This window comes from Pseudomonas sp. KnCO4 (assembly GCF_045344305.1).
Taxonomy (GTDB): Bacteria; Pseudomonadota; Gammaproteobacteria; order Pseudomonadales; family Pseudomonadaceae; genus Aquipseudomonas; species Aquipseudomonas anuradhapurensis.
In genome coordinates this window covers 3716070-3739728 of record NZ_CP174199.1, presented here as the reverse complement: position 1 = coordinate 3739728, position 23659 = coordinate 3716070, and the positions used below count along the sequence as shown (strand labels likewise).

At 64.5% G+C, this 23659-nt stretch carries 23 protein-coding genes and 1 other RNA gene; 7 read left to right on the top strand and 17 right to left on the bottom strand.

Going from position 1 to position 23659, the window contains the following annotated elements; genetic code table 11:
• The first annotated feature begins 5 nt into the window (after positions 1–5).
• The 3 genes from zipA to ffs all read left to right on the top strand — a co-directional run bounded on the left by zipA (position 6) and on the right by ffs (position 3708).
• Positions 6–896 (top strand): cell division protein ZipA, encoded by an 891-nt coding sequence (zipA, locus tag ACJA3S_RS17425; protein WP_406819422.1) that lies wholly within the window; start codon positions 6–8, stop codon positions 894–896.
• A gap of 82 nt (positions 897–978) precedes the next feature.
• Complete coding sequence (gene ligA / locus ACJA3S_RS17420; RefSeq protein WP_406819421.1) at positions 979–3309, top strand: NAD-dependent DNA ligase LigA; 2331 nt, start codon at positions 979–981, stop codon at positions 3307–3309.
• A 302-nt stretch (positions 3310–3611) separates the two neighbouring features.
• Positions 3612–3708: signal recognition particle sRNA small type (gene ffs, locus ACJA3S_RS17415), an RNA gene on the top strand.
• A 250-nt stretch (positions 3709–3958) separates the two neighbouring features.
• Here the strand turns inward: ffs and ACJA3S_RS17410 are convergent.
• Entirely contained in the window at positions 3959–4384 is a 426-nt protein-coding gene (locus ACJA3S_RS17410) for a hypothetical protein (protein ID WP_406819420.1), read from the bottom strand.
• Between the two features lie 127 nt (positions 4385–4511).
• Positions 4512–4934: a helix-turn-helix domain-containing protein gene (locus ACJA3S_RS17405; protein WP_406819419.1), complete on the bottom strand. Its 423-nt coding sequence runs from the start codon at positions 4932–4934 to the stop codon at positions 4512–4514.
• A gap of 81 nt (positions 4935–5015) precedes the next feature.
• On the opposite strand from ACJA3S_RS17405, the gene ACJA3S_RS17400 reads away from it, so the two are divergent.
• A complete protein-coding gene (locus tag ACJA3S_RS17400; RefSeq protein WP_200627610.1) occupies positions 5016–5504 on the top strand; it encodes a DUF2938 domain-containing protein in 489 nt (162 codons plus the stop codon).
• A gap of 25 nt (positions 5505–5529) precedes the next feature.
• Here the strand turns inward: ACJA3S_RS17400 and ACJA3S_RS17395 are convergent, their stop codons facing one another.
• A complete protein-coding gene (locus ACJA3S_RS17395; RefSeq protein ID WP_406819418.1) occupies positions 5530–6303 on the bottom strand; it encodes a substrate-binding periplasmic protein in 774 nt (257 codons plus the stop codon).
• Between the two features lie 118 nt (positions 6304–6421).
• Here ACJA3S_RS17395 and dnaX point away from each other — a divergent pair, with 118 nt between their 5' ends.
• From dnaX to recR, 3 genes are all read left to right on the top strand, one after another.
• Entirely contained in the window at positions 6422–8515 is a 2094-nt protein-coding gene (gene dnaX, locus ACJA3S_RS17390) for a DNA polymerase III subunit gamma/tau (protein WP_406819417.1), read from the top strand.
• Positions 8516–8578: 63 nt separating this feature from the next.
• Positions 8579–8914, top strand: a complete 336-nt coding sequence (locus ACJA3S_RS17385) for a YbaB/EbfC family nucleoid-associated protein (protein WP_023381418.1) — start codon at positions 8579–8581, stop codon at positions 8912–8914.
• Between the two features lie 289 nt (positions 8915–9203).
• Positions 9204–9806 (top strand): recombination mediator RecR, encoded by a 603-nt coding sequence (gene recR, locus ACJA3S_RS17380; protein WP_406819416.1) that lies wholly within the window; start codon positions 9204–9206, stop codon positions 9804–9806.
• A 164-nt stretch (positions 9807–9970) separates the two neighbouring features.
• Here the strand turns inward: recR and ACJA3S_RS17375 are convergent, their stop codons facing one another.
• The 14 genes from ACJA3S_RS17375 to ACJA3S_RS17310 all read right to left on the bottom strand — a co-directional run bounded on the left by ACJA3S_RS17375 (position 9971) and on the right by ACJA3S_RS17310 (position 23657).
• Positions 9971–10519 (bottom strand): adenine phosphoribosyltransferase, encoded by a 549-nt coding sequence (locus tag ACJA3S_RS17375; RefSeq protein WP_027921268.1) that lies wholly within the window; start codon positions 10517–10519, stop codon positions 9971–9973.
• A 54-nt stretch (positions 10520–10573) separates the two neighbouring features.
• The gene (gene fnrA, locus ACJA3S_RS17370; protein ID WP_009683909.1) at positions 10574–11308 is read right to left on the bottom strand and encodes a Crp/Fnr family transcriptional regulator FnrA; all 735 of its coding nucleotides are present in this window, start codon (positions 11306–11308) and stop codon (positions 10574–10576) included.
• A gap of 182 nt (positions 11309–11490) precedes the next feature.
• Entirely contained in the window at positions 11491–12873 is a 1383-nt protein-coding gene (gene hemN, locus ACJA3S_RS17365; RefSeq protein ID WP_406819415.1) for an oxygen-independent coproporphyrinogen III oxidase, read from the bottom strand.
• Positions 12874–12992: 119 nt separating this feature from the next.
• Positions 12993–13676: a sulfite exporter TauE/SafE family protein gene (locus ACJA3S_RS17360; RefSeq protein ID WP_406819414.1), complete on the bottom strand. Its 684-nt coding sequence runs from the start codon at positions 13674–13676 to the stop codon at positions 12993–12995.
• Positions 13669–13884, bottom strand: a complete 216-nt coding sequence (gene ccoS, locus ACJA3S_RS17355; protein WP_170030954.1) for a cbb3-type cytochrome oxidase assembly protein CcoS — start codon at positions 13882–13884, stop codon at positions 13669–13671. Before ccoS ends, ACJA3S_RS17360 begins: the two co-directional genes overlap by 8 nt.
• Positions 13863–16337 carry a heavy metal translocating P-type ATPase gene (locus ACJA3S_RS17350; RefSeq protein WP_406819413.1) on the bottom strand — a complete coding sequence of 825 codons (2475 nt, stop codon included), beginning with the start codon at positions 16335–16337 and terminating at the stop codon, positions 13863–13865. Before ACJA3S_RS17350 ends, ccoS begins: the two co-directional genes overlap by 22 nt.
• Before the next feature lie 135 nt (positions 16338–16472).
• Positions 16473–17000: a FixH family protein gene (locus tag ACJA3S_RS17345; RefSeq protein ID WP_170030950.1), complete on the bottom strand. Its 528-nt coding sequence runs from the start codon at positions 16998–17000 to the stop codon at positions 16473–16475.
• Between the two features lie 15 nt (positions 17001–17015).
• On the bottom strand, positions 17016–18431 hold the full coding sequence (ccoG, locus tag ACJA3S_RS17340) for a cytochrome c oxidase accessory protein CcoG (RefSeq protein WP_186688354.1): 1416 nt from the start codon (positions 18429–18431) through the stop codon (positions 17016–17018).
• A gap of 320 nt (positions 18432–18751) precedes the next feature.
• Positions 18752–19729, bottom strand: a complete 978-nt coding sequence (gene ccoP, locus ACJA3S_RS17335; protein ID WP_406819412.1) for a cytochrome-c oxidase, cbb3-type subunit III — start codon at positions 19727–19729, stop codon at positions 18752–18754.
• Positions 19726–19917, bottom strand: a complete 192-nt coding sequence (locus ACJA3S_RS17330; RefSeq protein WP_170030944.1) for a cbb3-type cytochrome c oxidase subunit 3 — start codon at positions 19915–19917, stop codon at positions 19726–19728. Before ACJA3S_RS17330 ends, ccoP (ACJA3S_RS17335) begins: the two co-directional genes overlap by 4 nt.
• Positions 19918–19922: 5 nt before the next feature.
• Positions 19923–20531 (bottom strand): cytochrome-c oxidase, cbb3-type subunit II, encoded by a 609-nt coding sequence (gene ccoO, locus ACJA3S_RS17325; RefSeq protein ID WP_406819411.1) that lies wholly within the window; start codon positions 20529–20531, stop codon positions 19923–19925.
• Entirely contained in the window at positions 20531–21973 is a 1443-nt protein-coding gene (ccoN, locus tag ACJA3S_RS17320) for a cytochrome-c oxidase, cbb3-type subunit I (RefSeq protein WP_170030923.1), read from the bottom strand. Before ccoN ends, ccoO begins: the two co-directional genes overlap by 1 nt.
• A 554-nt stretch (positions 21974–22527) precedes the next feature.
• Positions 22528–23469 (bottom strand): cytochrome-c oxidase, cbb3-type subunit III, encoded by a 942-nt coding sequence (gene ccoP, locus ACJA3S_RS17315; RefSeq protein ID WP_406819410.1) that lies wholly within the window; start codon positions 23467–23469, stop codon positions 22528–22530.
• Positions 23466–23657: a cbb3-type cytochrome c oxidase subunit 3 gene (locus ACJA3S_RS17310; RefSeq protein WP_170034235.1), complete on the bottom strand. Its 192-nt coding sequence runs from the start codon at positions 23655–23657 to the stop codon at positions 23466–23468. The genes ccoP (ACJA3S_RS17315) and ACJA3S_RS17310 overlap by 4 nt, the downstream gene beginning before the upstream one ends.
• Positions 23658–23659: the final 2 nt, after the last annotated feature.

The following is a 23659-nucleotide window of genomic DNA, read 5'->3' as shown; positions in this document are numbered from 1 at the left end:
ATTACATGGAAATCGGTCTGCGCGAGTGGCTGATCGTCATCGGCATCATTGTCATTGCCGGGATTCTTTTCGACGGCTGGCGCCGCATGCGCGGCGGCAAAGGCAAGTTGAAATTCCGTCTGGATCGCAGCTATGCCAACCTGCCGGACGAAGAGGGCAATGCCGAAGTGCTTGGCCCGTCGCGGGTGCTGGAAACCCACAAGGAGCCTGAGCTGGACGAAAGCGACCTGCCGTCGCTCAGCGCTTCTGCGCGCGACCGCGAGCGTGAACCCAAGCCGGCCAAGGCCAGCAAGCGCGGCAAGCGTGCCACGGCTGCTGCCGAGGCCCAGCAGGGCGACCTGAACCTGAGCGCCGAACCGCGTGAAGCCGACCTGTTTGCCGACAGCGACGAAGACTTTGCCGCACAGAACACCCGCAGCAGCAACCCGGCGCCTGCCAGCAGCAGCGTCAAGGAACTGCCGCCGGCCGAGGAAGTGCTGGTGATCAGCGTGATCTCCCGCGACGAGGGTGGCTTCAAGGGCCCGGCCCTGCTGCAGAACATCCTGGAGAGTGGCCTGCGCTTCGGCGAAATGGACATCTTCCACCGGCACGAAAGCATGGCCGGCCACGGCGAAGTGCTGTTCTCCATGGCCAACGCGGTCAAGCCTGGCGTATTCGACCTGGACGATATCGACCACTTCAGCACCCGTGCGGTGAGCTTCTTCCTCGGCCTGCCGGGCCCGCGTCATCCGAAGCAGGCTTTCGATGTGATGGTGGCTGCGGCGCGCAAGCTGGCCCACGAACTGAACGGCGAGCTCAAGGACGACCAGCGCAGCGTGCTGACTGCCCAGACCATCGAGCACTATCGCCAGCGTATTGTCGAATTCGAGCGCCGTGCGCTGACCCAAAAGCGCTGACAGATCCAGACGAAAGAGCAGCCTGAGGGCGGTGCTGGACGCCCCCAGGCTGCTCTTTTGCTTTGCAAGAGAAGACAACCCCATGACCGTCGAATCCCGTATCCACGAACTCCGTCACCAGCTCGACCAGCACAACTACCGCTACTATGTGCTCGACGAGCCCAGCGTGCCCGATGCCGAATACGACCGCCTGTTCAACGAGCTCAAGGCGCTTGAAGCCGAACACCCGCACCTGGTGACCCCCGACTCGCCGACCCAGCGCGTTGGCGGCGCGGCCCTGGCCGCGTTCAGCCAGGTTCGCCACGAAGTGCCGATGCTGAGCCTGGGCAACGCCTTCGAAGAAGCCGACCTGCGTGAGTTCGGCCGCCGTGTGGTCGATGGCCTCGACCAGCCCGGTGCAATCGACTACAGCTGCGAGCCCAAGCTCGACGGCCTGGCCGTGAGCCTGCTGTACCGTGACGGCCTGTTGGTGCAGGGCGCCACTCGTGGCGACGGCACTACCGGCGAAGACATCAGCGCCAACGTGCGCACCGTGCGCAACATCCCGCTCAAGCTGCAGGGCGAAGGTTGGCCGGCGGTGCTGGAAGTGCGCGGCGAGGTGTACATGAGCAAGGCCGGTTTCGAGCGGCTCAACGCCGCCCAGGCCGAAGCCGGTGGCAAGACCTTCGCCAACCCGCGCAACGCCGCCGCCGGTAGCTTGCGCCAGCTGAACTCGAAGATCACCGCCAGCCGCCCGCTGGAGTTCTGCTGCTATGGCGTCGGTCAGGTGTCCGCGAGCATCGGCGACAGCCACATCGGCATCCTCGAGCAGCTCAAGGCCTGGGGTTTGCCGATCAGCCGTGAGCTCAAGCACGCTGCCGGCATCGAGGAGTGCCTGGCCTACTACCGCGACATTGGCGAGCGACGCAACAGCCTGCCCTATGAAATCGACGGCGTGGTGTTCAAGGTCAACAGCCTGGCGGCCCAGCGCGAGCTGGGCTTCCGCGCCCGTGAACCGCGCTGGGCGATCGCCCACAAGTTCCCCGCCATGGAAGAGCTGACCGAGGTGCTGGACGTCGAGTTCCAGGTCGGCCGCACTGGCGCGGTGACCCCGGTGGCCCGCCTGAAGCCAGTCAAGGTGGCGGGCGTGACCGTGTCCAACGCCACCCTGCACAACATGGACGAGATCGCGCGCCTGGGCCTGCGCATTGGTGATACGGTGATCATCCGCCGCGCCGGCGACGTGATCCCGCAGGTGATGCAGGTAGTGCTGGAGCGTCGCCCGGAAGCGGCCCGCCCGGTGCAGGTGCCGAGCGAATGCCCGGTGTGCGGCTCGCAGGTCGAGCGTACCCGGCTGGTCAAGCGCAGCAAGGGCAAGGAAACCACCAGCGAAGGCGCGGTGTACCGCTGCGTCGGTCGCCTGGCCTGCGCCGCCCAGCTCAAGCAGGCGATCATCCATTACGTGTCGCGCCGCGCCATGGACATCGACGGCCTGGGCGAGAAGAGCGTCGAGCAACTGGTCGACGAAGGCCTGATCGGCTCGCCGGCGGACCTGTACAAGCTGGAGTTCGAGCAGATCGTCGGCCTGGAAGGGTTCGCCGAAGTGTCCAGCCGCAAGCTGCTGGATGCTATCGAAGCCAGCAAGCGCCCGAGCCTGGCGCGCTTTATCTATGCCTTGGGCATTCCGGACGTCGGCGAAGAGACCGCCAAGGTGCTGGCCCGTTCGCTGGGCAGCCTGGCGCGCGTCCGGCAGGCGCTGCCACAAGTGCTCACCTACCTGCCGGACATCGGCCTGGAGGTGGCTTACGAAATTCACAACTTCTTCGAAGACGAACATAACCAGAAGGTGATCCAGCAACTGCTCGACAGCGGCATGCAGTTGCAGGACGAAGGCGAGCTGGCTGCCGAATTCGCTGCCAGCACGACCCTGGCGGGCATGATCGCCAAGCTCGACATCGCCTCGGTCGGCCCGACCGGTGCTGAAAAGCTGGTGGCCAAGCTCGACAGCCTGGACAAGATCATCGCCGCCGACGGCATCGACCTGCGCCAGGCCTTGGCGGCCAAGCAGGCTGACGCGGTGCGCGAGTTCTTCAAGGATGAAGCCAACCAGAAGCTGGCGCGGGACATCGAGGCGCAGTTGCTGGCGTTCGGCATGCACTGGAGCAACGAGAAGAAGGTCGCCGAAGGCTTGCCACTGGCCGGCCAGACCTGGGTGCTGACCGGCACCTTGGAGCGCATGAGCCGTGACATTGCCAAGGAAAAGCTGGAAAGCCTGGGAGCCAAGGTGGCCGGTTCGGTGTCAGGCAAGACCCACTGCGTGGTGGCGGGGCCAGGGGCGGGCTCCAAGCTGGCCAAGGCCAGCGAACTGGGGGTGAAGGTACTGGACGAAGACGCCTTCGTTGCCTTCCTGGCCGAGCAGGGCATAGCCGTCTGACGCCCTGCGCAATTTCCTGTAGGAGCGGCCTTGCGTCGCGAAAGGGCCGCAAAGCGGCCCCGGCAATGTTGGCTCGAGACCCACGTCCAGGCTTGCACGGAAGCCCCGTCTTGCTCAGGCTCTGCAAGGTGACGCGCCCCGTGAAGGTGCGCGCCAATCCGCGAAGAGGCCCGCCCAGGCCTTTTCAATCCGGACAAGTCATTGAGAAATGATGACTTTTTCTCGCCCCAGAGGTTGTATCTGCTCTCAAGACCGGTACAATGGCGCCACTCGCTGCTCAGCGAGCTCTGTAGTGGTGGCCCCATCGGTCCCCCCGCATTGATTACCCGTTAACCTGGTCAGGCCCGGAAGGGAGCAGCCATAGCGGGAACATCGAGTGCCGGGGTGTGGCTGGTGGGGCTGCCTCCATTTCAGGCTCTTGAATTCTCAAGACGTCTCGCTAGAAATATTTCCGGTTACGACGGAATTCGGAATCTCCCGAATGAAGTGTCATCTGCAAGCTGACAGCCCTACACTCCTAACATTCGTACAATGATCGACAGCGGACAGGCTTCATCCCATCCGCGCCACAAGCCAGGCAGGCCGACCCAGGCCGTATCCTCGAATACGCCAGCCTCAGGCCGGACGTTGCGCTGTTCGGCCGAAGCTCTCAGAGGTTGTACTTTTCATCGATTCTGCGTTTGTCGAGCGTGTAGCGCTTGACGTCGATCTCATCGGACTCAAGCTGGGCGTCCAGCGCGTCCATATCGTGTTTTTTCAAGCTCGCAACGTGAGCCTTGGTGGCCTGATAGTTGATGAGTTCTGCGGCGTCATGCCCACTCACCGGGTCCCAAAAAATGGAAAGCGGCCAAAACAACAGGTTGACCACGCCAAAGCCGTATGCGCGACCGTAGAAGGAACCGCCACCTGGAAGCAGACCAAGGCCGGCGGCAAGCCCAGGGTTCTTTTCTTCAACCGCGAGGTTTCTGGCGCGATAGCCGGCAAGTTCCGACTCCTGGACAGAATTGGGGCCTGTAGCACAATCAGGGGTCAGCGCTATGAGTGCGGCAGCGGTGAGGTTTCTTACTGTGGACATGCAACTTTTCCTGAGTGTGAGTACGGTTCTCGCGCACAGCTGGGTGCGGAGGCGCGTCACTCTACACTGAGTGATGGCTTATTGATATTAATGAGCCATCATTCGGTTCGGGTTTGCACCAGTACCTCTACCTTGGGTGTTTCATGACAAGCGTTGACCGGTTCTGCCTTTTTCCAAGCCCCGCTGCCGATAACTTCATCAGCCGCTGGAATGTCGGGCATGCCAGGTGATCCGCTTCCGGGCACTGCGCCGCATGCCGCAGGCCCTTGCTCATTGCCTGCAAGCGCCTGATCCGTGCATCCAGTTCGTCGGCCTTGGCAATCAGCAGCTGCCGGTCGACCTGCAAGTCCACCAGCATCGCTCCCACTTCATCCAGCGAAAACCCCGCCGCCTGCCCCAGGGCGATCAGCGCCAGGCGGTCTGTCACATCGGCGGCAAACTGCCGGCGCTGGCCACGCCCGGCAAGTGACTTGAGCAAGCCTTTCTTTTCGTAGTAACGCAGTGTCGAGGCGGGTACGCCTGTGCGTCTGGCGACGTCGGCAATGTCCATTGCGGGCCCTTGACTTGAAGTTGACTTCAACTTCTATGCTGCGCGGCGTAGTGACGACAGTCAATCATCGAGGGCTTTTCAATGACGTTTACTGCGATGCTTTCAGCGGCCTTGCCGATTGGTTTGGGTGCCACGCTGGTCATGGACGTGTGGGGCTTGTTGCTGCGGCGCCTGGGGGTTGCCGCGCCGAACTTCGCCATGGTCGGGCGCTGGGCGGGGCATCTGTGGCAAGGGCGTGTGCGCCACGGGGCGATTGCCAAGGCGGAGCCTGTGCGGCACGAACTGATGTGGGGCTGGTTGATTCATTACGCCATCGGGGTGCTGTTCGCGCTGCTGTTGGTAGTGATTGTCGGCGAAGGCTGGTTGCTGGCGCCGACCTTGTGGCCTGCACTGGCGGTTGGGGTGGGGACGGTGGTGGCGCCGCTGTGCCTCATGCAGCCGGCGATGGGGGCGGGGTTCTTTGCAGCGAAGACACCGACACCTGTGCGTAACTGCTTGAAGAGCCTGGTGACGCATGGTGTGTTCGGGCTGGGCCTGTTCCTCAGCGCAAGCCTGGTTGCGCCTGGGTGAGAGGCTTCAGGTAGACGTGGCGTGCTCAAGGTCGGGCTACGGGCATCACCGCCTGATGGCCCTGCCCGCCATAGCGCTGCACGATCCGCTCGATCTGCCCCGACTGTTTCATACGCGCCAGCGCCCGCAGCAAGGCCTGGGTCGGTAGCGCCGGATCATTGCGTACCATGCACCCCAGCTGCTGCTCGTCCAGCACCGCCAGCGCCTGCAGGCGCTGCCCATCCGGCAGGCCCCGGTTGAACCACTGGAGCGACAGCTGGTTGCTGACTGCGTGGCGATAGCGGCCGGCTTGCAGCTTCTGCAATACCAGCAACTGGTTGCGGCTGTCTTCGCGCTGCAAACGACCCTGGTCAAGCAACGGCTGCAAACCCGGGTAGGTGAAACCCAGCACTGTACCGATCGCCTGTGGTGGCAGCTGCTCGGGGGATATCGCCGTGCTGTCGCCCGGGCGACCGACCAGCAGGTCGCGCTGGTTGATCAGGGGGACGCTCCAGACGAAATTCCCTGGTGGGGCATCGAACCACTGGCTGCTGACATAGCAGCGCACATCGATATCGCCATGCTCCATAGCCTCCTGCAGGCGCAGGCGGGCCATGACGTGGTACACAGGGCGCGCGCCCACCTCGCTGGCCAGCGCCTGCGTCAGGTCGTACAGCAGGCCCTCCACTGGCTGGTCGGCTTCGATGCGCACCAGCGGCATGCTCCAGCTCTCGGCCACGGAAAAACGCAGCACCGCCTGTTCGGCGAGACATTGCGAGGTCCACAACAGCAGCAAGGCCAGCAGTCTTGGCAAAGGCATATCCTCCCTGGACAGCACATACAGTTTCTAGCTTAGACGAGCCGCGCGGGGTGCATTTTTGCCCCCGCTCCGCTAGCATTAGCGATCTTCCGCTCGATCAGGCTACGATGGTTTTTCGATGAGTTATCAGGTCCTTGCACGTAAATGGCGTCCGCGCTCGTTCCGCGAAATGGTCGGCCAGGCCCATGTGCTCAAGGCTTTGATCAACGCCCTGGACAACCAGCGCCTGCACCATGCCTACCTGTTCACCGGTACCCGGGGCGTGGGCAAGACCACCATCGCCCGGATCATTGCCAAGTGCCTGAACTGTGAAACCGGCATCACCTCGACGCCATGCGGCACCTGTTCGGTGTGCCGGGAAATCGACGAAGGCCGTTTCGTCGACCTGATCGAGATCGACGCCGCCAGCCGGACCAAGGTCGAGGATACCCGCGAACTGCTCGATAACGTGCAGTACGCCCCAAGCCGTGGGCGCTTCAAGGTCTACCTGATCGACGAAGTGCACATGCTGTCGACCCACTCGTTCAACGCCTTGCTCAAGACGCTGGAAGAGCCGCCGCCCTACGTCAAGTTCATCCTCGCCACCACCGACCCGCAGAAGCTGCCGGCCACCATTCTGTCGCGCTGCCTGCAGTTCTCGCTGAAGAACATGAGCCCGGAGCGGGTGGTCGAACACCTCAGCCACGTACTGACTGCGGAAAACGTGCCCTTCGAGACGGATGCCCTGTGGTTGCTGGGCCGCGCTGCCGATGGTTCGATGCGCGATGCGATGAGCCTGACCGACCAGGCCATCGCCTTTGGCGAAGGCAAGGTGCTGGCCGCCGATGTGCGGGCGATGCTCGGCAGCCTTGACCATGGCCAGGTCTATGGCGTGTTGCAGGCGCTGCTCGAGGGGGATGCACGGGCCTTGCTCGAGGCCGTGCGCAACCTGGCCGAACAGGGCCCGGACTGGGCTGGCGTACTGGCCGAGATGCTCAATGTGCTGCACCGCGTGGCCATCGCCCAGGCATTGCCGGAAGCCGTGGACAACGGCCAAGGTGACCGCGAGCGGGTACTGGCGCTGGCCGCGGCATTGCCGGCCGAGGACGTGCAGTTCTATTACCAGATGGGCCTGATCGGTCGCCGTGACCTGCCGCTGGCGCCGGACCCACGTGGTGGCTTTGAAATGGTCCTGCTGCGCATGCTGGCGTTCCGCCCGGCCGACGCCGACGACGCGCCGAAGCCGGTGCTAAAGCCAGTGGGGATCAGCCAGGCCACAGCTGATCCTGCAACCCCGGTGGCAGCGCCAGCGGTTGCCGCGGTGCCGCCAGCCGCTGCCGTGCAACCTGCTGCAGCGGTTGCCGCGCCGCAGCAGCAGGCACCCATGCCAGTGATGCCAGCACCACAGCCGGTTGATGCACCTGTGCCGCAGGCTGAGCCTGCTGCCGTTGTCGAACCCGAGCCGCAAGCCGAGCCCGAGCCCGAGCCCGAGCCGGAGCCAGCTGTCGTGGCAGAGGTGGTTGACCTGCCGTGGGAGGAGTCGGTACCCGTAGCGCCTGAGGCCGCGCCGGCGCCTGCGCCGGCTCCCGCGCCAGCGCCCGCGCCGATGCCGGCGGTCCCGGCCCACGACGACGAGCCGCCCTTCGACCCGTCGGCCTATGCTGCCGTGGGCATGGACCGCGACGATGAGCCGCCACTGGACGAAGACTATTATGGCGGCGAAAGCGACCCGGTCGGCTTCAGCTACCTGGACGAGCTGGCCGAACACGTCCAGGAAGAGGCCCCCAAGCCGGTCGCCGAGCCGCTGCCAGCGGCCAAGCCGGCGACCGGCCTGGCCCTGCAATGGCTGGAAATGTTCCCGCAGTTGCCGGTCTCCGGGATGACGGGCAACATCGCGGCAAACTGTACGCTGGTGGCCGCCGATGGCGACGACTGGCTGCTGCACCTGGACCCTGGCCAGGGGGCGCTGTTCAACGCCACCCAGCAGCGGCGCCTGAACGAAGCGCTCAACCAGCACCTGGGGCGCACGCTGAACCTGCGTATCGAGCTGATTCAGCCCGAGCAGGAAACCCCGGCCCAGGCCGCGGCGCGCAAGCGCAGGGAGCGTCAGCACGAGGCCGTGGTGTCGATCGAGCAGGATCCGTTGATCCAGCAGATGATCCAGCTGTTCGGTGCCAAGGTGCGGCAGGATACTATTGAACCTGTAGAGGCCCTGGCCAGTCAGGGCCAGTAACGGATAACCATGCGGCCGGCCTGGTGTCGGGCCGCATCACATGACCCAATCGAGGTATACCCCATGATGAAAGGTGGCATGGCCGGCCTGATGAAGCAGGCCCAGCAGATGCAGGAAAAGATGCAGAAGATGCAGGAAGAGCTGGCCAACGCAGAAGTCACCGGCCAGTCCGGTGGTGGCCTGGTGAGCGTGGTGATGACCGGTCGTCACGATGTGAAGCGCGTCAGCATCGACCAGAGCCTGATGTCGACCGACGCCGACGACAAGGAAGTGCTGGAAGACCTGATTGCCGCTGCATTGAATGACGCCGTGCGCAAGGTCGAGCAGAACAGCCAGGAAAAGATGGGCAGCATGACCGCCGGCATGCAGTTGCCGCCGGGCTTCAAGATGCCGTTCTAAGGGCATTGCCTTACCAGGAACCGCCGCTCACGACAGCGGCGGTTTTTTTTGTGCCTTCTGGCAGCCTGCGCGGTCTTTGTAGGAGCGGCCTTGTGTCGCGAAAGGGCTGCGCAGCAGCCCCGGCAATCCATGCTGCGAAGCTGAGAACCTGGGGCCGCTTCGCGCCCCATCGCGACACAAGGCCGCTCCTACAGGGACCGCGCCGGCCTTACGCTGTACGCAAGGTTGTTTGACGGCGTTGTCTGCGCTGGGTATAAACCGCCTCTTATTGAATTGTCAGGCCTTTCCCATGAGCTTCAGCCCTCTCATCCGCCAACTGATCGATGCCCTGCGTATTCTCCCGGGTGTTGGCCAGAAAACCGCCCAGCGCATGGCCCTGCAGCTGCTCGAGCGTGACCGCAGCGGCGGTCTGCGCCTGGCCCAGGCCTTGACCCAGGCCATGGAAGGGGTAGGCCATTGCCGCCAGTGCCGTACCCTGACCGAGCAGGAGCTGTGCCCGCAGTGCGCCGACCCGCGCCGTGACGATACCCAGTTGTGCGTGGTCGAGGGGCCGACCGATGTGTACGCGGTGGAGCAGACGGGCTACCGTGGCCGTTACTTCGTGCTCAAGGGCCACCTGTCGCCGCTGGACGGCCTGGGCCCGGAGGCGATCGGCATACCGCAACTGATGGCGCGGATCGAGGAGCAGGGCACCTTCAGCGAGGTGATCCTGGCAACCAACCCGACGGTGGAGGGGGAGGCGACTGCGCATTACATTGCCCAGCTGCTGAGCGAGAAGGGCCTGGTGGCGTCGCGCATTGCCCATGGCGTGCCGCTGGGTGGGGAGCTGGAGCTGGTCGACGGCGGAACCCTGGCCCATGCCTTCGCCGGGCGGCGGCCGATTTCGCTCTGATTCAGAATTGCCGGGGCCGCTTTGCGGCCCATCGCGACACAAGGCCACTCCTGCAGGAGGTTGCGTTCCCAGAGGGTGGACAGATGTCCAACATTAGCGGCGCAGCTCATTCCCCTGTAGGAGCGGCCTTGTGTCGCGATGGGCTGCAAAGCAGCCCTGTGGTCTCAGTATTCGCTGAGCGAAAACTCGGTCAGGCAGAACGTCGGCACACCCGCCGCCTGTAGCCGGCGCGAGCCGTCCAGTTCCGGCAGGTCGATGATTGCCGCCGCCTCGAACACCTGGGCCCCGGTCCGGCGCACCAGGTTGGCCGCTGCCAGCAGTGTACCGCCGGTCGCGATCAGGTCATCGAAGATCAGCACCGAATCCCCTTCGCACAGGCTGTCGGCATGCACTTCCAGGAACGCTTCGCCGTATTCGGTCTGGTAAGCCTCGCTGAGCACATCAGCGGGCAGCTTGCCTTGCTTGCGGAACAGGATCAGCGGCTTGTTCAGTTGATGGGCGATGATCGAGCCGATCAGGAAGCCCCGCGCATCCATGGCGCCGATGTGGCTGAACTCGGCCTCGACATAGCGCTCGATGAACTGGTCGGCGACATAGCGCAGCCCGCGCGGCGATTGGAATAGCGGGGTGATGTCGCGGAAGATCACGCCCGGCTTGGGGAAGTCCACTACCGGGCGGATCAGGGCTTTGAGGTCGAAGGCGTCGCTGTGCATTGGTGCGGGTATCCTGGGAAAACGAATGCCCAAGTATACCTGCTAAACCAGCCCTCAGGCCTCCATCGCACCGCCGGCCAGCGCGCACAGCTGGATCGGGTCGAGGATGTGCACTTCCTTGCCTTCGGCGCGAAGCAGGCCGTTCTGCTGGAAGCGGGTGAACACGCGTGACACGGTTTCCACGGCCAGGCCCAGGTAATTGCCGATTTCGTTGCGCGACATGCTCAGGCGGAACTGGTTGGCCGAATAGCCGCGGGCACGGAAGCGCGCCGACAGGTTGACCAGGAAGGTGGCGATGCGCTCGTCGGCGGTCTTTTTCGACAGCAGCAGCATCATTTGCTGGTCATCGCGGATTTCCCGGCTCATGACCCGCATCAGTTGCCGCCGTAGCTGAGGCAACTGCACCGACAGCTCGTCGAGGCGCTCGAAGGGGATTTCGCACACCGAGGTGGTTTCCTGCGCCTGGGCCGACACCGGATAGGCCTCGGTGTCCATGCCCGACAGGCCGACCAGTTCACTGGGCAGGTGGAAGCCGGTGATCTGCTCTTCGCCGCTGTCGCTGAGGCTGAAGGTTTTCAGGGCGCCGGAACGTACCGCGTAGACCGAGCCGAAATTGTCACCCTGGCGGAACAGGAACTCGCCTTTTTTCAGCGGCCGCCCGCGCTTGACGATTTCGTCAAGTGCATCCATGTCTTCCAGGTTCAACGACAGGGGCAGGCACAGGGGGGCCAGGCTGCAGTCCTTGCAATGGGCCTGGTTGTGTGGGCGCAGTTTGACTGGCTCGGACATTTTCTTCGATCCTTGTGGGAAAGCACACATAAGACGTAAGGGTAACTCACGGCATAGGTTGTAGGCCAGCGTGCGCTGTCGTGCGGCGAGCTGGCCAGGCCCCGGCGTGTGTGCCGGGGCCATCACTGCGCCCATAGTGTGCCTGGCAAGGAAGCTTGTCCATGCGGTTGAACGACTCGGTTTCAGATCACCCGCGAAAAACGCTGGCGGTTGTGCAGCCCCAGGTAGGCATCGAACACCATGCACACCGAGCGCGCCAGCAGGCGGCCGGCCGACAGGATGCGGATGCCCTTGTCGTCCAGGCGGATCAGGCCGTCGCGCTGCAAGGTCAGCAGTTCTGGCCAGAGGTCGTTGAAATAGCCGCGAAAATCGATGGTGAAGGCCTGTTCGATCGGCTCGAAGTCCAGCTCGAAATGGCAGATCAGCTGCTGGATCACCGCCCGGCGCAAGCGGTCGTCGTCGTTGCAGATCAGGCCGCGCTGGGTGGCCAGCTGGGCGTTGGACAGGCTGTCCTGGTAAGTGTTGAGGTCGCTGCTGTTCTGGCAGTACAGGTCGCCGATCTGGCTGATCGCCGACACGCCCAGGCCGATCAGGTCGCAGTGACCATGGGTGGTATAGCCCTGGAAGTTGCGCTGCAGGGTGCCTTCTTCCTGGGCGATGGCCAGCTCATCGTCGGGCAGGGCGAAGTGGTCCATGCCGATGTAGCGATAGCCGGCTGCGGTCAGCTGGTCGATGGTGGCATGCAGCATCTCCAGCTTGGCGGCTGCGCTGGGCAGGTCATTGCTGTCGATGCGCCGCTGCGGCATGAAGCGCTCGGGCAGGTGGGCGTAGTTGAATACCGACAGGCGGTCGGGTTGCAAGCGGATCACTTCCTCGACGGTACGAGCGAAGCCTTCCGGGGTCTGCTTGGGCAGGCCATAGATCAGGTCCAGGTTGATCGAGCGGAACTGCAGGGTGCGTGCGGCCTCGATCAGGGTCCGGGTCTGCTCCAGGCTCTGCAGGCGGTTGACTGCGCGCTGCACGGCCGGGTCGAGGTCCTGCACGCCGAGGCTGACGCGGTTGAAGCCCAGTTCGCGCAGCAGGCCCATGGTCGACCAGTCGGCCTCGCGGGGGTCGATCTCGATGCCGTAGTCACCGGAGTCGTCGTCCAGCAGGTGGAAGTGCTGGCGCAGGGTGGCCATCAGCTGGCGCAGTTCCACATGGCTGAGGAAGGTTGGGGTGCCGCCGCCAAAATGCAGCTGTTCAACCCGTTGCTTGGGGTCGAGATGGCAGGCGATCAGCTGGATTTCCTGTTCCAGGCGCTGCAGGTACGGCGCGGCACGGGCGCGGTCCTTGGTGATGACTTTGTTGCAAGCGCAGTAGTAACAAATGTTTGCACAGAACGGCACGTGTACGTACAGCGACAGCGGGCGCACGGCCCGACGGCTCTCGCGCAGGGCGTGGAGCAGGTCGAACGAGCCCACTTCGCTGTGCAGCTGCACGGCGGTCGGGTAAGAGGTGTAGCGTGGTCCGGCCAGGTCGTAGCGGCGGATCAGGTCGGTATCCCAACGTAGGTCGTCGAGCATGAGGGCGGTCCCCGGAAAGAGCAGCAATGCACCGGAGTCTAGGGTTGTCTGTAGGAAACTGTGTTGATTTGTATCAAGGGGAATCGGGAGCGCTGAGCGGCGCGGCAAGGCAGCCCCGTTCAGTGCCCCATCAGCCAGTGCTGGTGCGGCCCCGGCAGGGTCCAGATGCCAAACAACATCACCAGCACTCCGCCAGCCACGCGCACACTGCGTCGTTTCAACAACGTGTTTACCCGTTCTGCGGCCAACCCGGTCGCCAGCAGCACTGGCCAGGTTCCCACGCCGAAGGCCAGCATCAACGCTGCGCTGTAGCCGGCATTGCCTTGGCTGGCCGCCCACAGCAAGGTGCTGTACACCAGCCCGCACGGCAGCCACCCCCATAGTGCCCCGAGCAGCAATGCGCGCGGCAGGCTGGACACCGGTAGCAAGCGCGATGCCACGGGCTGGATATGCCGCCACAGCCCCCGGCCCAGCGCCTCGATGCGGGTCAGCCCGCTCCACCAGCCGGCCAGGTACAGCCCCATGACGATCAACAACAGCGCCGCCACCACCCGCAGCGCCAGGGCCGCGGGGCTGCTGGCCACGGCCCAGCCGGCCAGGCCCAGCAGCAGGCCGGCACAGCCATAACTGAGCACCCGGCCAAGGTTGTAGGCCAGCAGCAGGCGCACGCGCCGGCCGCGTTGTTCTGGGGGAATGGCCAGGGTCAGCGCGCCCATCAGGCCGCCACACATGCCCAGGCAGTGGCCACCGCCCAGCAGGCCAAGGATCAGTGCCGAGCCCAGCAGGGGAAGCAGTTCAGGCACGGGGTGGCGGTTCCTTGGCGGGGGCGGCCTGGCTGTCGTCAGGCGTCACCGCCGCCTGGTGGCGCGGGTCCTGGTCGTCGAACAGGATGCTATGGGCAGGGCTTTCGAGGTCGTCGTACTGGCCGCTGTCCACCGCCCAGAAGAAGATGTACACGGCCACGCCAACCAGCAGCAGTGCCGCGGGGATCATGACATAGAGGGCGGGCATGGCGACTTACTCCCAGGCAAGGACGCTTGATGGGTGGACACTCCCGCTGCCGGCGGCAGGCGGGTCAGGCGCAGGGCATTGAGCACCACCACCAGCGAGCTGAGCGACATGCCAATGGCCGCCCACACCGGGGTGATCCAGCCGAGCGCGGCGAACGGCAACACCAGGCCATTATACAGGGTCGCCCACAACAGGTTCTGCAGGATGTTGCGGTGGGTGCGGCGGGCCAGCTCGAAGGCTTGCACCAGCGCCGCCAGGCGGTTGGACAGCAACACGGCATCGGCGCTGGTCTTGGCCAGGTCGGTGGCGCTGCCCATGGCAATGCTGATGTCGGCGGCGGCCAGCACCGGCACATCGTTGACCCCGTCGCCCAGCATCAGCACCTTGCGCCCGGCGGCCTGCAGCGCTTTCAGCCGGTCCAGTTTGTCGTCCGGACGCAGGCCACCGATGGCCTGGTCGATGCCCAGCTGGGCGGCCACTTCGGCAACCATCGGCGAGCTGTCACCGGAGAGCAGCAGCGTGCGCCAGCCGTGGGCCTTGCAAGCGGCCAGCAGGGCCGGGGCGTCGTCGCGCAGGCGATCGTCCAGGCCGAACCAGGCCAGCGGCCCCTGGCGGTCGCCCAGCAGCAGCCATTGGCCGCGCGGCTCTGGCACGGCAGGGGGCTCTGCGCCGCTCAGGGCGCAGACGAAGGTGGCCTGGCCAATGCGCAGGCGCTGGCCGGCCACTTCGCCTTCCAGGCCCAGGCCTGGCACGCTTTGCACCTCGTCAGCCGGGCTGGCGCTGCGGCCGAAGGCGCGCGCGATGGGGTGTTCGGAGCGGTTTTCCAGGGCTGCGGCCAGGGCCAGGCAGCGGTCGGCCGGCAGGTTGCCGAGCGGGCGGATGCTGCGCAAGGTCAGGCGGCCCTCGGTCAGCGTGCCGGTCTTGTCGAAAACCACCGTGTCGATCTGGTTCAGGCCTTCCAGCACATGGCCGCGGGTAACCAGCAGGCCAAGCTTGTGCAAGGTGCCGGTGGCGGCGGTCAGGGCCGTCGGCGTGGCCAGCGACAGCGCACAAGGGCAGGTCGCTACCAGCATGGCCAGCACGATCCAGAACGCTCGCGCCGGGTCCAGGTGCCACCACCACAGGCCGATGGCCACGGCGGCCAGCAACGAGCACAGCAGGAACCACTGCGAGGCGCGGTCGGCGATTTCGGCCAGGCGCGGTTTTTCCGTCTGCGCGCGCTCCAGCAGGCGAACGATGGCCGATAACCGCGAATCGGCCCCCAGGGCCTCGACTTGCACGCTCAGGGTGCTTTCGACATTCAGCGTGCCGCCGGTGACACGATCGCCAGCCCGGCGAGGTTGCGGCAGGTATTCGCCGGTGAGCAACGACTCATCGACACTGGAGCGGCCATCGACGATGCAGCCGTCGGCGGGGATCACCGCGCCGGGCAGCACCTGTACCCGGTCGCCGCACTGCAGTTCGCTGAGCAGGATGCGCTCGCTGTGGCCGTGGGCATCCAGGCGCAGGCATGAAGCCGGCAGCAGGTTGACCAGCTGCGCAGTGGCCGCTGCGGTGCGTTCGCGGGCACGGCGCTCGAGGTAGCGGCCGGTGAGCAGGAACAGGGCGAACATGCCCACGGTATCGAAGTACAGCTCGCCGCCACCGGTGATGGCGGTCCAGATGCCGGCGCCAAAGGCCAGGCCAATGGCCAGCGACACCGAAACGTCCATGGTCAGGTGGCGGGTGCGCAGGTCGCGCGCGGCACCCTTGAAGAACGGCGCGCAGCTGTAGAAGACGATGGGGATGGTGAGAAACAGTGCCACCCACCTGAGGATGGTGTGCAGCTCGGGCGACAGGTCGATGTTGAATTCCGGCCAGGTGGCCATGGTCGCCATCATCGCCTGGAACCACAGCAGCCCGGCCACGCCCAGGCGGCGCAGGGCACTGCGGTTCTCGCGCGCCAGTTGCTCGGCGGCCTGGTCGGGCTGGTAGGGGTGAGCGGCGTAGCCGATCTGGCGCAGCTCGGCGAGCAGGCGCGACAGCGGCAACTGCTGGTTGTCCCAGTTCAGCAGCAGCCGGTGGTTGGACAGGTTCAGACGTGCTTCGGCGACACCGGGCAGGTTGCGCAGGTGTTTCTCGATCAGCCAGCCGCAGGCCGCGCAGCTGATGCCTTCGACCAGCAGGGTGGCTTCGGCCAGCCCGCCCTGGTGGCGGACGAAGGCTTGCTGCACGTCGTTGCGATCGTACAGGGCCAGTTCGTCCTGCAGTTGCCTGGGCAAGGCCTCGGGGTTGGCGCTGGTATCGCTGCGGTGCTGGTAATAGTGTTCCAGGCCCCCGGCGACAATCGACTCGGCCACCGCCTGGCAGCCGGGGCAACAGAACTGCCGGGGCTCGCCCAGCACCAAGGCGGTGAAGCGGCTGCCGGCGGGGACGGGCAGGGCGCAGTGGTAGCACGGGGTGGGTTGGGTCATAAGGCAAGCACTGCTCAGGTACATGGGAAACCCAGTGGGAGCGGGCATGCCCGCGAAAGCGTCAGGCCTGAAACACCTTTGCCTGAGCGGTCGCATTCGCGGGCATGCCCGCTCCCACAGGGGGTTGTGGTGTCGCTACTGCTGGTGCTCGGCACCTTGCAGAGCTTCATCACCCAGTTGCAAGGTCACACCATGCTCGACCTTCTCTTCCTCGAACAAACGCCACACCTGGCCACCTTCGCTACCCAGCAATTCAACGAAACGACGCCCGTCAACCTTGTCCTCCAGCTGCCCCACATAGCGCCCGGCCTCGACCCGGCTCAGCAGTACCTTGCGGTCTTTCTCCGGCTGGGTGGGTGAAATCAGGTTCAGTTCCAGGCTCTGCGGGTCGCTGTTGCCGGCCAGGCGCACATCGACTTCGCCGGTCAGCTCGTCCAGGTGCACGCCGGCCTTCAGGCCCAGCGTCTGCGCCAGCAGTTCACGGTCCAGCGAGCGGTTGATGCCCTTGCCGGCCTCGTAGTAGTTGTCGTTGACCAGGTTGTCCGGGTTGCGCACGGCGATGCTGACCATGCTCAGGCTCAGGCACACCGAGGTGGCCAGGATGCCGATGATGATCCAGGGCCAGAGGTGCTTGTACCAGGGGCTGGCGGCGGTGGCAGGCATTGTCGGTTATCTCTCTCAGCGGATCTGTGGGCCGATGAAACGGCTCTTGGCTTCAACCTGGGCGTCGCTGTCATCGGCGCTCTTGAGGATGAAGGTGACTTCGTTGGTGGTCGAGGGCAGTTTCTCGGGGGCAATCGACAGTTGCACCGGCAGGCTGACGATATCACCGGCGGCCACGCGGATCTCGCGCTGGCCTTCGAGCCTGAGGTCCGGCAGGCCGGCGGCGTCCAGCACGTAGACGTGGTCGCGCTGGTCCTTGTTCATCACCTTCAGGCTGTACACGTTCTCGATCCGGCCCTGGGCGTTCTCGCGGTACAGCACGCGGTCCTTGCTGACGTCGAAACCGACCAGCGAGCGGGTGGCGAAGGCGGTTGCCAGGCCGACGATCATCACCACCAGTACCAGCGCGTAGCCGATCAGGCGTGGGCGCAGCAGGTGGGTCTTCTGCCCGGACAGGTTGTGTTCGGTGGTGTAGCTGATCAGCCCGCGCGGGTAGTTCATCTTGTCCATGATGTTGTCGCAGGCATCGATGCAGGCGGCGCAGCCGATGCACTCGATCTGCAGGCCGTCACGGATGTCGATGCCGGTGGGGCAGACCTGCACGCACATGGTGCAGTCGATGCAGTCACCCAGGCCATGGGCCTTGTAGTCGAGGTCCTTCTTGCGCGGGCCACGGGTTTCGCCACGGCGCGGGTCGTAGGACACGATCAGCGTGTCCTTGTCGAACATCACGCTCTGGAAGCGTGCATACGGGCACATGTACACGCACACCTGCTCGCGCAGCCAGCCGGCGTTGCCGTAGGTGGCGAGGGTGAAGAAGCCGACCCAGAAGTAGGCCCAGCCGTCGGCCTGGCCAGTGAAGAACTCGATGGCCAGTTCGCGGATCGGCGAGAAGTAACCGACGAAGGTCATGCCGGTGACGAAACCGATCAGCAGCCACAGGCTGTGCTTGGCGAGCTTGCGCAGGAACTTGTTGCCGCTCATCGGCGCCTTGTCCAGCTTCATGCGCTGGTTGCGGTCGCCCTCGGTGACCTTTTCGCACCACATGAAGATCCACGTCCACACGCTTTGCGGGCAGGTGTAGCCGCACCACACGCGGCCGGCGAACACGGTGATGAAGAACAGGCCGAAGGCGGCGACGATGAGGATGCCCGAAAGCAGGATGAAGTCCTGTGGCCAGATGGTGGCGCCGAAGATGTAGAACTTGCGCTCGGGCAGGTTCCACCACACGGCCTGGTGGCCACCCCAGTTCAGCCAGACGGTACCGAAGTACAGCAGGAACAGCACGGCACCGCCGACCATGCGCAGGCGTCGGAACAGGCCGGTGAAGGCACGGGTGTAGATCTTTTCCCGGGAGGCGTAGAGGTCGACGGAGTCCTTGCCCTTGCTGGCAGGCGGGGTGACATCATGTACCGGAATCTGCTTGCTCATCATCAAGTCCCACGGCAGTGGAGAAACGCCGCGGCCAGTGCGTGCCGGCCGCAGTCTGGCGCAATCTGCTAGCGCTCTGCGGCCCATGATACGCCGCTGATGGCAGTCTGGGGTCGCGCTGCGACCTTTAGTCGCGTTGGGTTCGTGGCGTGAATCGTGTTATGGCGGGTGTCAATTGATCCAGGTCATTTCCCTGCGAGAAATGCTCTGCCTTTGCCTGCCTCTTCGCGGGCTTGCCCGCTCCCACAGGTTCCTCACCAGTCTTGAGGTGGGTGTAGTCCCTGTGGGAGCGGGCAAGCCCGCGAAGAGGCCGGGCCTGCTTACTCGGCCTTGGCCGGCTCCGCCTGCTGCGACAGGCTGTACACATACGCAGCCAGCAAGTGCACCTTGTCATTGCCCTGCAGCTGCTGCTGGGCCGGCATCTGCCCCTGGCGGCCATAGCGGATGGTCTGCTGCAACTGAGCGAAGCTCGAGCCGTAGATGAACGCCTGCGGGTGGGTCAGGTTCGGCGCGCCCATGGCTGGGGTACCTTTGCCTTCCGGCCCGTGGCAGGCCACGCAGTTGGCGGCGAAGATCTTCTGCCCATTCTCGACATCGGCCTTCGCGCCTTCCGGCAGGCTGCGGCCATCCAGCTTGCTCACCACGAACGCCGCCACGTCAGCCACGCCCTGGTCGCCGATCACCTCGGCCCAGGCCGGCATCACGCCGTGACGGCCGCCCATGATGGTGGTCTTGATGGTGTCCGGCTCGCCGCCCCAGCGCCAATCATTGTCGGTCAGGTTGGGGAAACCGAAGGCACCCTTGGCGTCGGAGCCGTGGCACACCGAGCAGTTGGAGGCGAACAGCCGCGCGCCCATTTTCAGCGCCTGTGGGTCCTTGGCCACCTCCTCGATGGGCATCGCCGCGAACTTGGCGAAGATCGGCCCGAAGCGGGCGTCGGCCTTGGCCATTTCCTTTTCCCACTCGTGCACGCCCGTCCAGCCCGCCTGGCCGTTGGAAAACTCGGTCTGCTTGTCGTTGTCCAGGTACGAGTAGCCCGGCAGCACGCCTTTCCAGTTGCCCAGGCCGGGGTACAGCACCAGGTAGCCCAGGGCAAAGACGATGGTGCCGACGAACAGCCAGAACCACCATTTCGGCAGCGGGTTGTCGTATTCCTCGATGCCATCGAAGGCATGCCCGACGGTTTCGTCGGTGACCTCTTCGCGCTGGCCCTTGCGGGTCGACAGCAGCAGCCAGGTCAACGAGAAGATGGTGCCCAGGGTCAGGACGGTAACGTACAGACTCCAGAAGGTTGTCATTGTTGTTTGCTCCCAGAAGCTTTTGCTTGCTCGACGTGCCGGCTGGCCTCGGGGTCATCCGCGAAGGGCAGTTGGGTCGCTTCGTCGAAGTCCTTTTTTCGCCGTGGGCTGAACACCCACAGTGCCAGGCCCACGAACGCCACCATCACCACGACGGTGCCCAGGCCGCGAATCATCCCGATATCCATCAGCCTCACCGTTTGCTCTTGATGATGGTGCCAAGACCTTGCAGGTACGCGACGAGGGCGTCCATTTCGGTCTTGCCCTTGACCGCGTCGCGGGCCCCGGCGATGTCGGCGTCGGTGTACGGCACGCCGAGGGTGCGCAGCACTTCCATCTTCTTCGCGGTGTCCTTGCCATCGAGCTTGTGCTCGACCAGCCACGGGTAGGACGGCATCTTCGACTCCGGTACCACGTTGCGCGGGTTGTACAGGTGCGCGCGGTGCCAGTCATCCGAGTAGCGGCCACCGACCCGTGCCAGGTCCGGCCCGGTACGCTTGGAACCCCACAGGAACGGGTGGTCCCAGACGCTCTCGCCGGCCACCGAGTAGTGGCCGTAGCGCTCGGTTTCGGCGCGGAACGGGCGGATCATCTGCGAGTGGCAGCCCACGCAGCCTTCGCGGATATAGATGTCGCGGCCTTCAAGCTCCAGCGCGGTGCGTGGCTTCATGCCTTCCACGGGTTTGTTGGTGACGTCCTGGAAAAACAGCGGGACGATCTGGGTCAGGCCACCGATACTGACGGCGATGACCATGAAGAAGGCCAGCAGGCCTATGTTCTTCTCGAGGGCTTCATGCTTCATCAGTGCGCTCCCACGACGACGATCTTGGCGGCTTCCTCTGCCTGTGCCGGGTTGGCGGCACGGACGGTACGCAGCACGTTGTAGGCCATCAGCAGCATGCCGCTGGCGAAGAACGCACCGCCCAGGGCGCGGACGATATAGCCAGGGTGGCTGGCCTGCAGGGCTTCGACGAAGGAGTAGGTGAGCGTGCCGTCATCGTTGATGGCGCGCCACATCAGGCCCTGGGTGATGCCGTTGACCCACATCGAGGCGATGTACAGCACGGTACCGATGGTGGCCAGCCAGAAGTGCGCATTGATCAGGCCGACGCTGTGCATCTGCTCGCGGCCATACAGGCGCGGGATCATGTGGTACACGGCACCGATCGAGATCATCGCCACCCAGCCGAGGGCGCCGGCGTGCACGTGGCCGATGGTCCAGTCGGTGTAGTGCGACAGCGAGTTCACGGTCTTGATTGCCATCATCGGGCCTTCGAAGGTGGACATGCCGTAGAACGCCAGCGACACCACCAGGAAGCGCAGGATCGGGTCGGTGCGCAGTTTGTGCCAGGCGCCGGACAGGGTCATCATGCCGTTGATCATGCCGCCCCAGCTCGGAGCCAGCAGGATGATCGACATCACCATGCCCAGCGACTGCGCCCAGTCGGGCAGGGCGGTGTAGTGCAGGTGGTGCGGGCCGGCCCAGATGTACAGGGTGATCAGCGCCCAGAAGTGCACGATCGACAGGCGATACGAGTAGATCGGCCGCTCGGCCTGCTTGGGCACGAAGTAGTACATCATGCCGAGGAAGCCGGTGGTGAGGAAGAAGCCCACCGCGTTGTGGCCGTACCACCACTGGATCATCGCATCGGTGGCCCCGGAGTAGGCCGAGTACGACTTGAACAGGCTCACCGGCAGCGAGATGTGGTTGACGATGTGCAGCATCGCGGTGACCACGATGAAGGCGCCGTAGAACCAGTTGCCGACATAGATATGCTTGGTCTTGCGCTTGACGATGGTGCCGAAGAACACCAGCCCGTAGGTGACCCAGACGATGGCCAGGAGGATCGCCAGCGGCCACTCGAGCTCGGCGTATTCCTTGGTGGTGGTGTAGCCCATCGGCAGGGTGATCAGCGCGCCGACGATCACCGCCTGCCAACCCCAGAAGGTGAAGGCGGCCATGCTGTCGGAGATCAGCCGGGTCTGGCAGGTGCGCTGCACCACGTAGTAGCTGGTGCCGAACAGCGCACAGCCGCCGAAGGCGAAGATCACCAGGTTGGTGTGCAGCGGGCGCAGGCGGCCGAAACTGGTCCAGGGCAGGTCCAGGTTCAGTTGCGGCCACACCAGCTGCGAGGCGATGAAGACGCCGAGGCCCATGCCAAGGATCCCCCAGACCACCGTCATGATGGCGAACTGGCGGACGACCTTGTAGTTATAAGCAGTCGGACTGATTGCTGTGCTCATTGCTAAGGTTCCACGGTTTTAATGTTCTTGTTGGTCGAAAATCGGCGCCAGTATTGATAACCACCGGGGTTACCGCAACGCAACTTTGGTACGCCGACCCGTGCCCGAGCCCGTCAACTGATGTCCCGCAGTAATCGGGCCTGATCGATTGTACACAAATAAATATTTGTAATGTGTACCGTTTTTCATATTTTTCTGATCGATCGGTCAGGCTTTTGTCGGGACGGCGACAGGCCATGCGCCGCGTCTGCTTCGCTGCTTTCGCAGCGAAGCCCACTGAGGCAACAAGCTTAGTTCTGTTCGGAGGGGGTGCAAGGGGGAGGGGTAGGGCGGGCAGGGTGCCGGGGAACGCAGCTGGAGGGTTTGATTTTTGCGGGGAGGCAGATATCGAGCGCCGGCCGCGCGGCGCATCGCGGATGAATCCGCTCCTACAGCCATGGCAGGCGACCATGGCACAACAGGTTCGGCACGTTGCAACTGTAGGGCGGATTTATCCGCGATGCGCCGCGCGGGCGGCGCTCGCTCTCACAGGCGCCGAATTTCTTTCGGCAAATTCACTTGGCAGTCACGGTTTCGCCAGCAGCATCCTGCGACAGGCTATACACATAGGCCGCCAGCAGGTGCACCTTGTCGTTGCCCTGGATCTCCGCCTGCGCCGGCATCTGACCCTGGCGACCATAACGAATGGTCTGCTGCAACTGGGCAAAGCTCGAACCATAGATGAACGCCTGCGGGTGGGTCAGGTTTGGCGCGCCCATGGCCGGGGTGCCCTGGCCTTCAGGCCCGTGGCAAGCCACGCAATTGGCAGCGAAGATGGCCTTGCCCTTGGCGGTGTCGGCCTTGGCCCCTTCCGGCAGGCTGCGCTGACCGAGGTCGGCCAGCACGAACGCCGCCACATCCGCCACGCCCTGCTCGCCGATCACTTCGGCCCAGGCCGGCATCACGCCGTGGCGGCCATTCATGATCGTAGCCTTGATGGTTTCCGCGTCGCCGCCCCAGCGCCAGTCGCTGTCGGTGAGGTTGGGGAAGCCGTAGGCACCCTTGGCGTCGGAGCCGTGGCATACCGAGCAGTTGGAGGCGAACAGGCGGCTGCCCATCTTCAGTGCCTGGGGATCCTTGGCGACTTCTTCCACCGGCATGGCCGCGTACTTGGCGAAGATCGGGCCGAACTTGGCGTCGGCCTTGGCCATTTCCTTCTGCCATTCATTGGCCCCGGTCCAGCCATTTTCATAACCCGGCAGGATGCCTTTCCAGTTGCCCAGGCCCGGGTAGAGGATCAGGTAGCCGACCGAGAACACCAGGGTGCCGACGAACAGCCAGAACCACCACTTCGGCAGCGGGTTGTCGTACTCCTCGATGCCGTCGAAGCTGTGGCCCATGGTCTGGTCGGTGGTGTTGTTGCTCTGCCCCTTGCGGGTGCCGAGCAACAGCCAGGTCAGGCCGATCAGGCTGCCGATGGTCAGCACACTGATGTAGGTACTCCAGAAGGTGGTCATTGCCCATTGCTCCTTACAGCAGGTTCCTGCCCGGCGGCGGGCAGGCGGTCGTCGACGAAGGGCAGCAGCCGCGCTTCGGCGAAATCACGGTCGCGGCGGCGGTTGAATACCCACAGGGTGAGGCCGATGAAGGCGATCATCACCACCAGGGTACCGAGGCCGCGGATCATGCCGATGTCCATTACCATCG

What these genes read in the sequence shown, in the direction of transcription:
- ccoG (WP_186688354.1), bottom strand. Translation starts at nt 18,431, where the DNA reads ATGAGCAAGCAGATTCCGGTACATGATGTCACCCCGCCTGCCAGCAAG.
- ACJA3S_RS17375 (WP_027921268.1), bottom strand. Translation starts at nt 10,519, where the DNA reads ATGCACAGCGACGCCTTCGACCTCAAAGCCCTGATCCGCCCGGTAGTG.
- ACJA3S_RS17350 (WP_406819413.1), bottom strand. Translation starts at nt 16,337, where the DNA reads ATGACCCAACCCACCCCGTGCTACCACTGCGCCCTGCCCGTCCCCGCC.
- recR (WP_406819416.1), top strand. Translation starts at nt 9,204, where the DNA reads ATGAGCTTCAGCCCTCTCATCCGCCAACTGATCGATGCCCTGCGTATT.
- ACJA3S_RS17400 (WP_200627610.1), top strand. Translation starts at nt 5,016, where the DNA reads ATGACGTTTACTGCGATGCTTTCAGCGGCCTTGCCGATTGGTTTGGGT.
- ccoP (WP_406819410.1), bottom strand. Translation starts at nt 23,469, where the DNA reads ATGACCACCTTCTGGAGTACCTACATCAGTGTGCTGACCATCGGCAGC.
- ACJA3S_RS17310 (WP_170034235.1), bottom strand. Translation starts at nt 23,657, where the DNA reads ATGGTAATGGACATCGGCATGATCCGCGGCCTCGGTACCCTGGTGGTG.
- ACJA3S_RS17410 (WP_406819420.1), bottom strand. Translation starts at nt 4,384, where the DNA reads ATGTCCACAGTAAGAAACCTCACCGCTGCCGCACTCATAGCGCTGACC.
- ccoN (WP_170030923.1), bottom strand. Translation starts at nt 21,973, where the DNA reads ATGAGCACAGCAATCAGTCCGACTGCTTATAACTACAAGGTCGTCCGC.
- ligA (WP_406819421.1), top strand. Translation starts at nt 979, where the DNA reads ATGACCGTCGAATCCCGTATCCACGAACTCCGTCACCAGCTCGACCAG.
- fnrA (WP_009683909.1), bottom strand. Translation starts at nt 11,308, where the DNA reads ATGTCCGAGCCAGTCAAACTGCGCCCACACAACCAGGCCCATTGCAAG.
- zipA (WP_406819422.1), top strand. Translation starts at nt 6, where the DNA reads ATGGAAATCGGTCTGCGCGAGTGGCTGATCGTCATCGGCATCATTGTC.
- dnaX (WP_406819417.1), top strand. Translation starts at nt 6,422, where the DNA reads ATGAGTTATCAGGTCCTTGCACGTAAATGGCGTCCGCGCTCGTTCCGC.
- ACJA3S_RS17330 (WP_170030944.1), bottom strand. Translation starts at nt 19,917, where the DNA reads ATGGATATCGGGATGATTCGCGGCCTGGGCACCGTCGTGGTGATGGTG.
- ACJA3S_RS17395 (WP_406819418.1), bottom strand. Translation starts at nt 6,303, where the DNA reads ATGCCTTTGCCAAGACTGCTGGCCTTGCTGCTGTTGTGGACCTCGCAA.
- ccoO (WP_406819411.1), bottom strand. Translation starts at nt 20,531, where the DNA reads ATGAAGCATGAAGCCCTCGAGAAGAACATAGGCCTGCTGGCCTTCTTC.
- ccoS (WP_170030954.1), bottom strand. Translation starts at nt 13,884, where the DNA reads ATGCCCGCCCTCTATGTCATGATCCCCGCGGCACTGCTGCTGGTTGGC.
- ACJA3S_RS17385 (WP_023381418.1), top strand. Translation starts at nt 8,579, where the DNA reads ATGATGAAAGGTGGCATGGCCGGCCTGATGAAGCAGGCCCAGCAGATG.
- ACJA3S_RS17405 (WP_406819419.1), bottom strand. Translation starts at nt 4,934, where the DNA reads ATGGACATTGCCGACGTCGCCAGACGCACAGGCGTACCCGCCTCGACA.
- hemN (WP_406819415.1), bottom strand. Translation starts at nt 12,873, where the DNA reads ATGCTCGACGACCTACGTTGGGATACCGACCTGATCCGCCGCTACGAC.
- ccoP (WP_406819412.1), bottom strand. Translation starts at nt 19,729, where the DNA reads ATGACAACCTTCTGGAGTCTGTACGTTACCGTCCTGACCCTGGGCACC.
- ACJA3S_RS17345 (WP_170030950.1), bottom strand. Translation starts at nt 17,000, where the DNA reads ATGCCTGCCACCGCCGCCAGCCCCTGGTACAAGCACCTCTGGCCCTGG.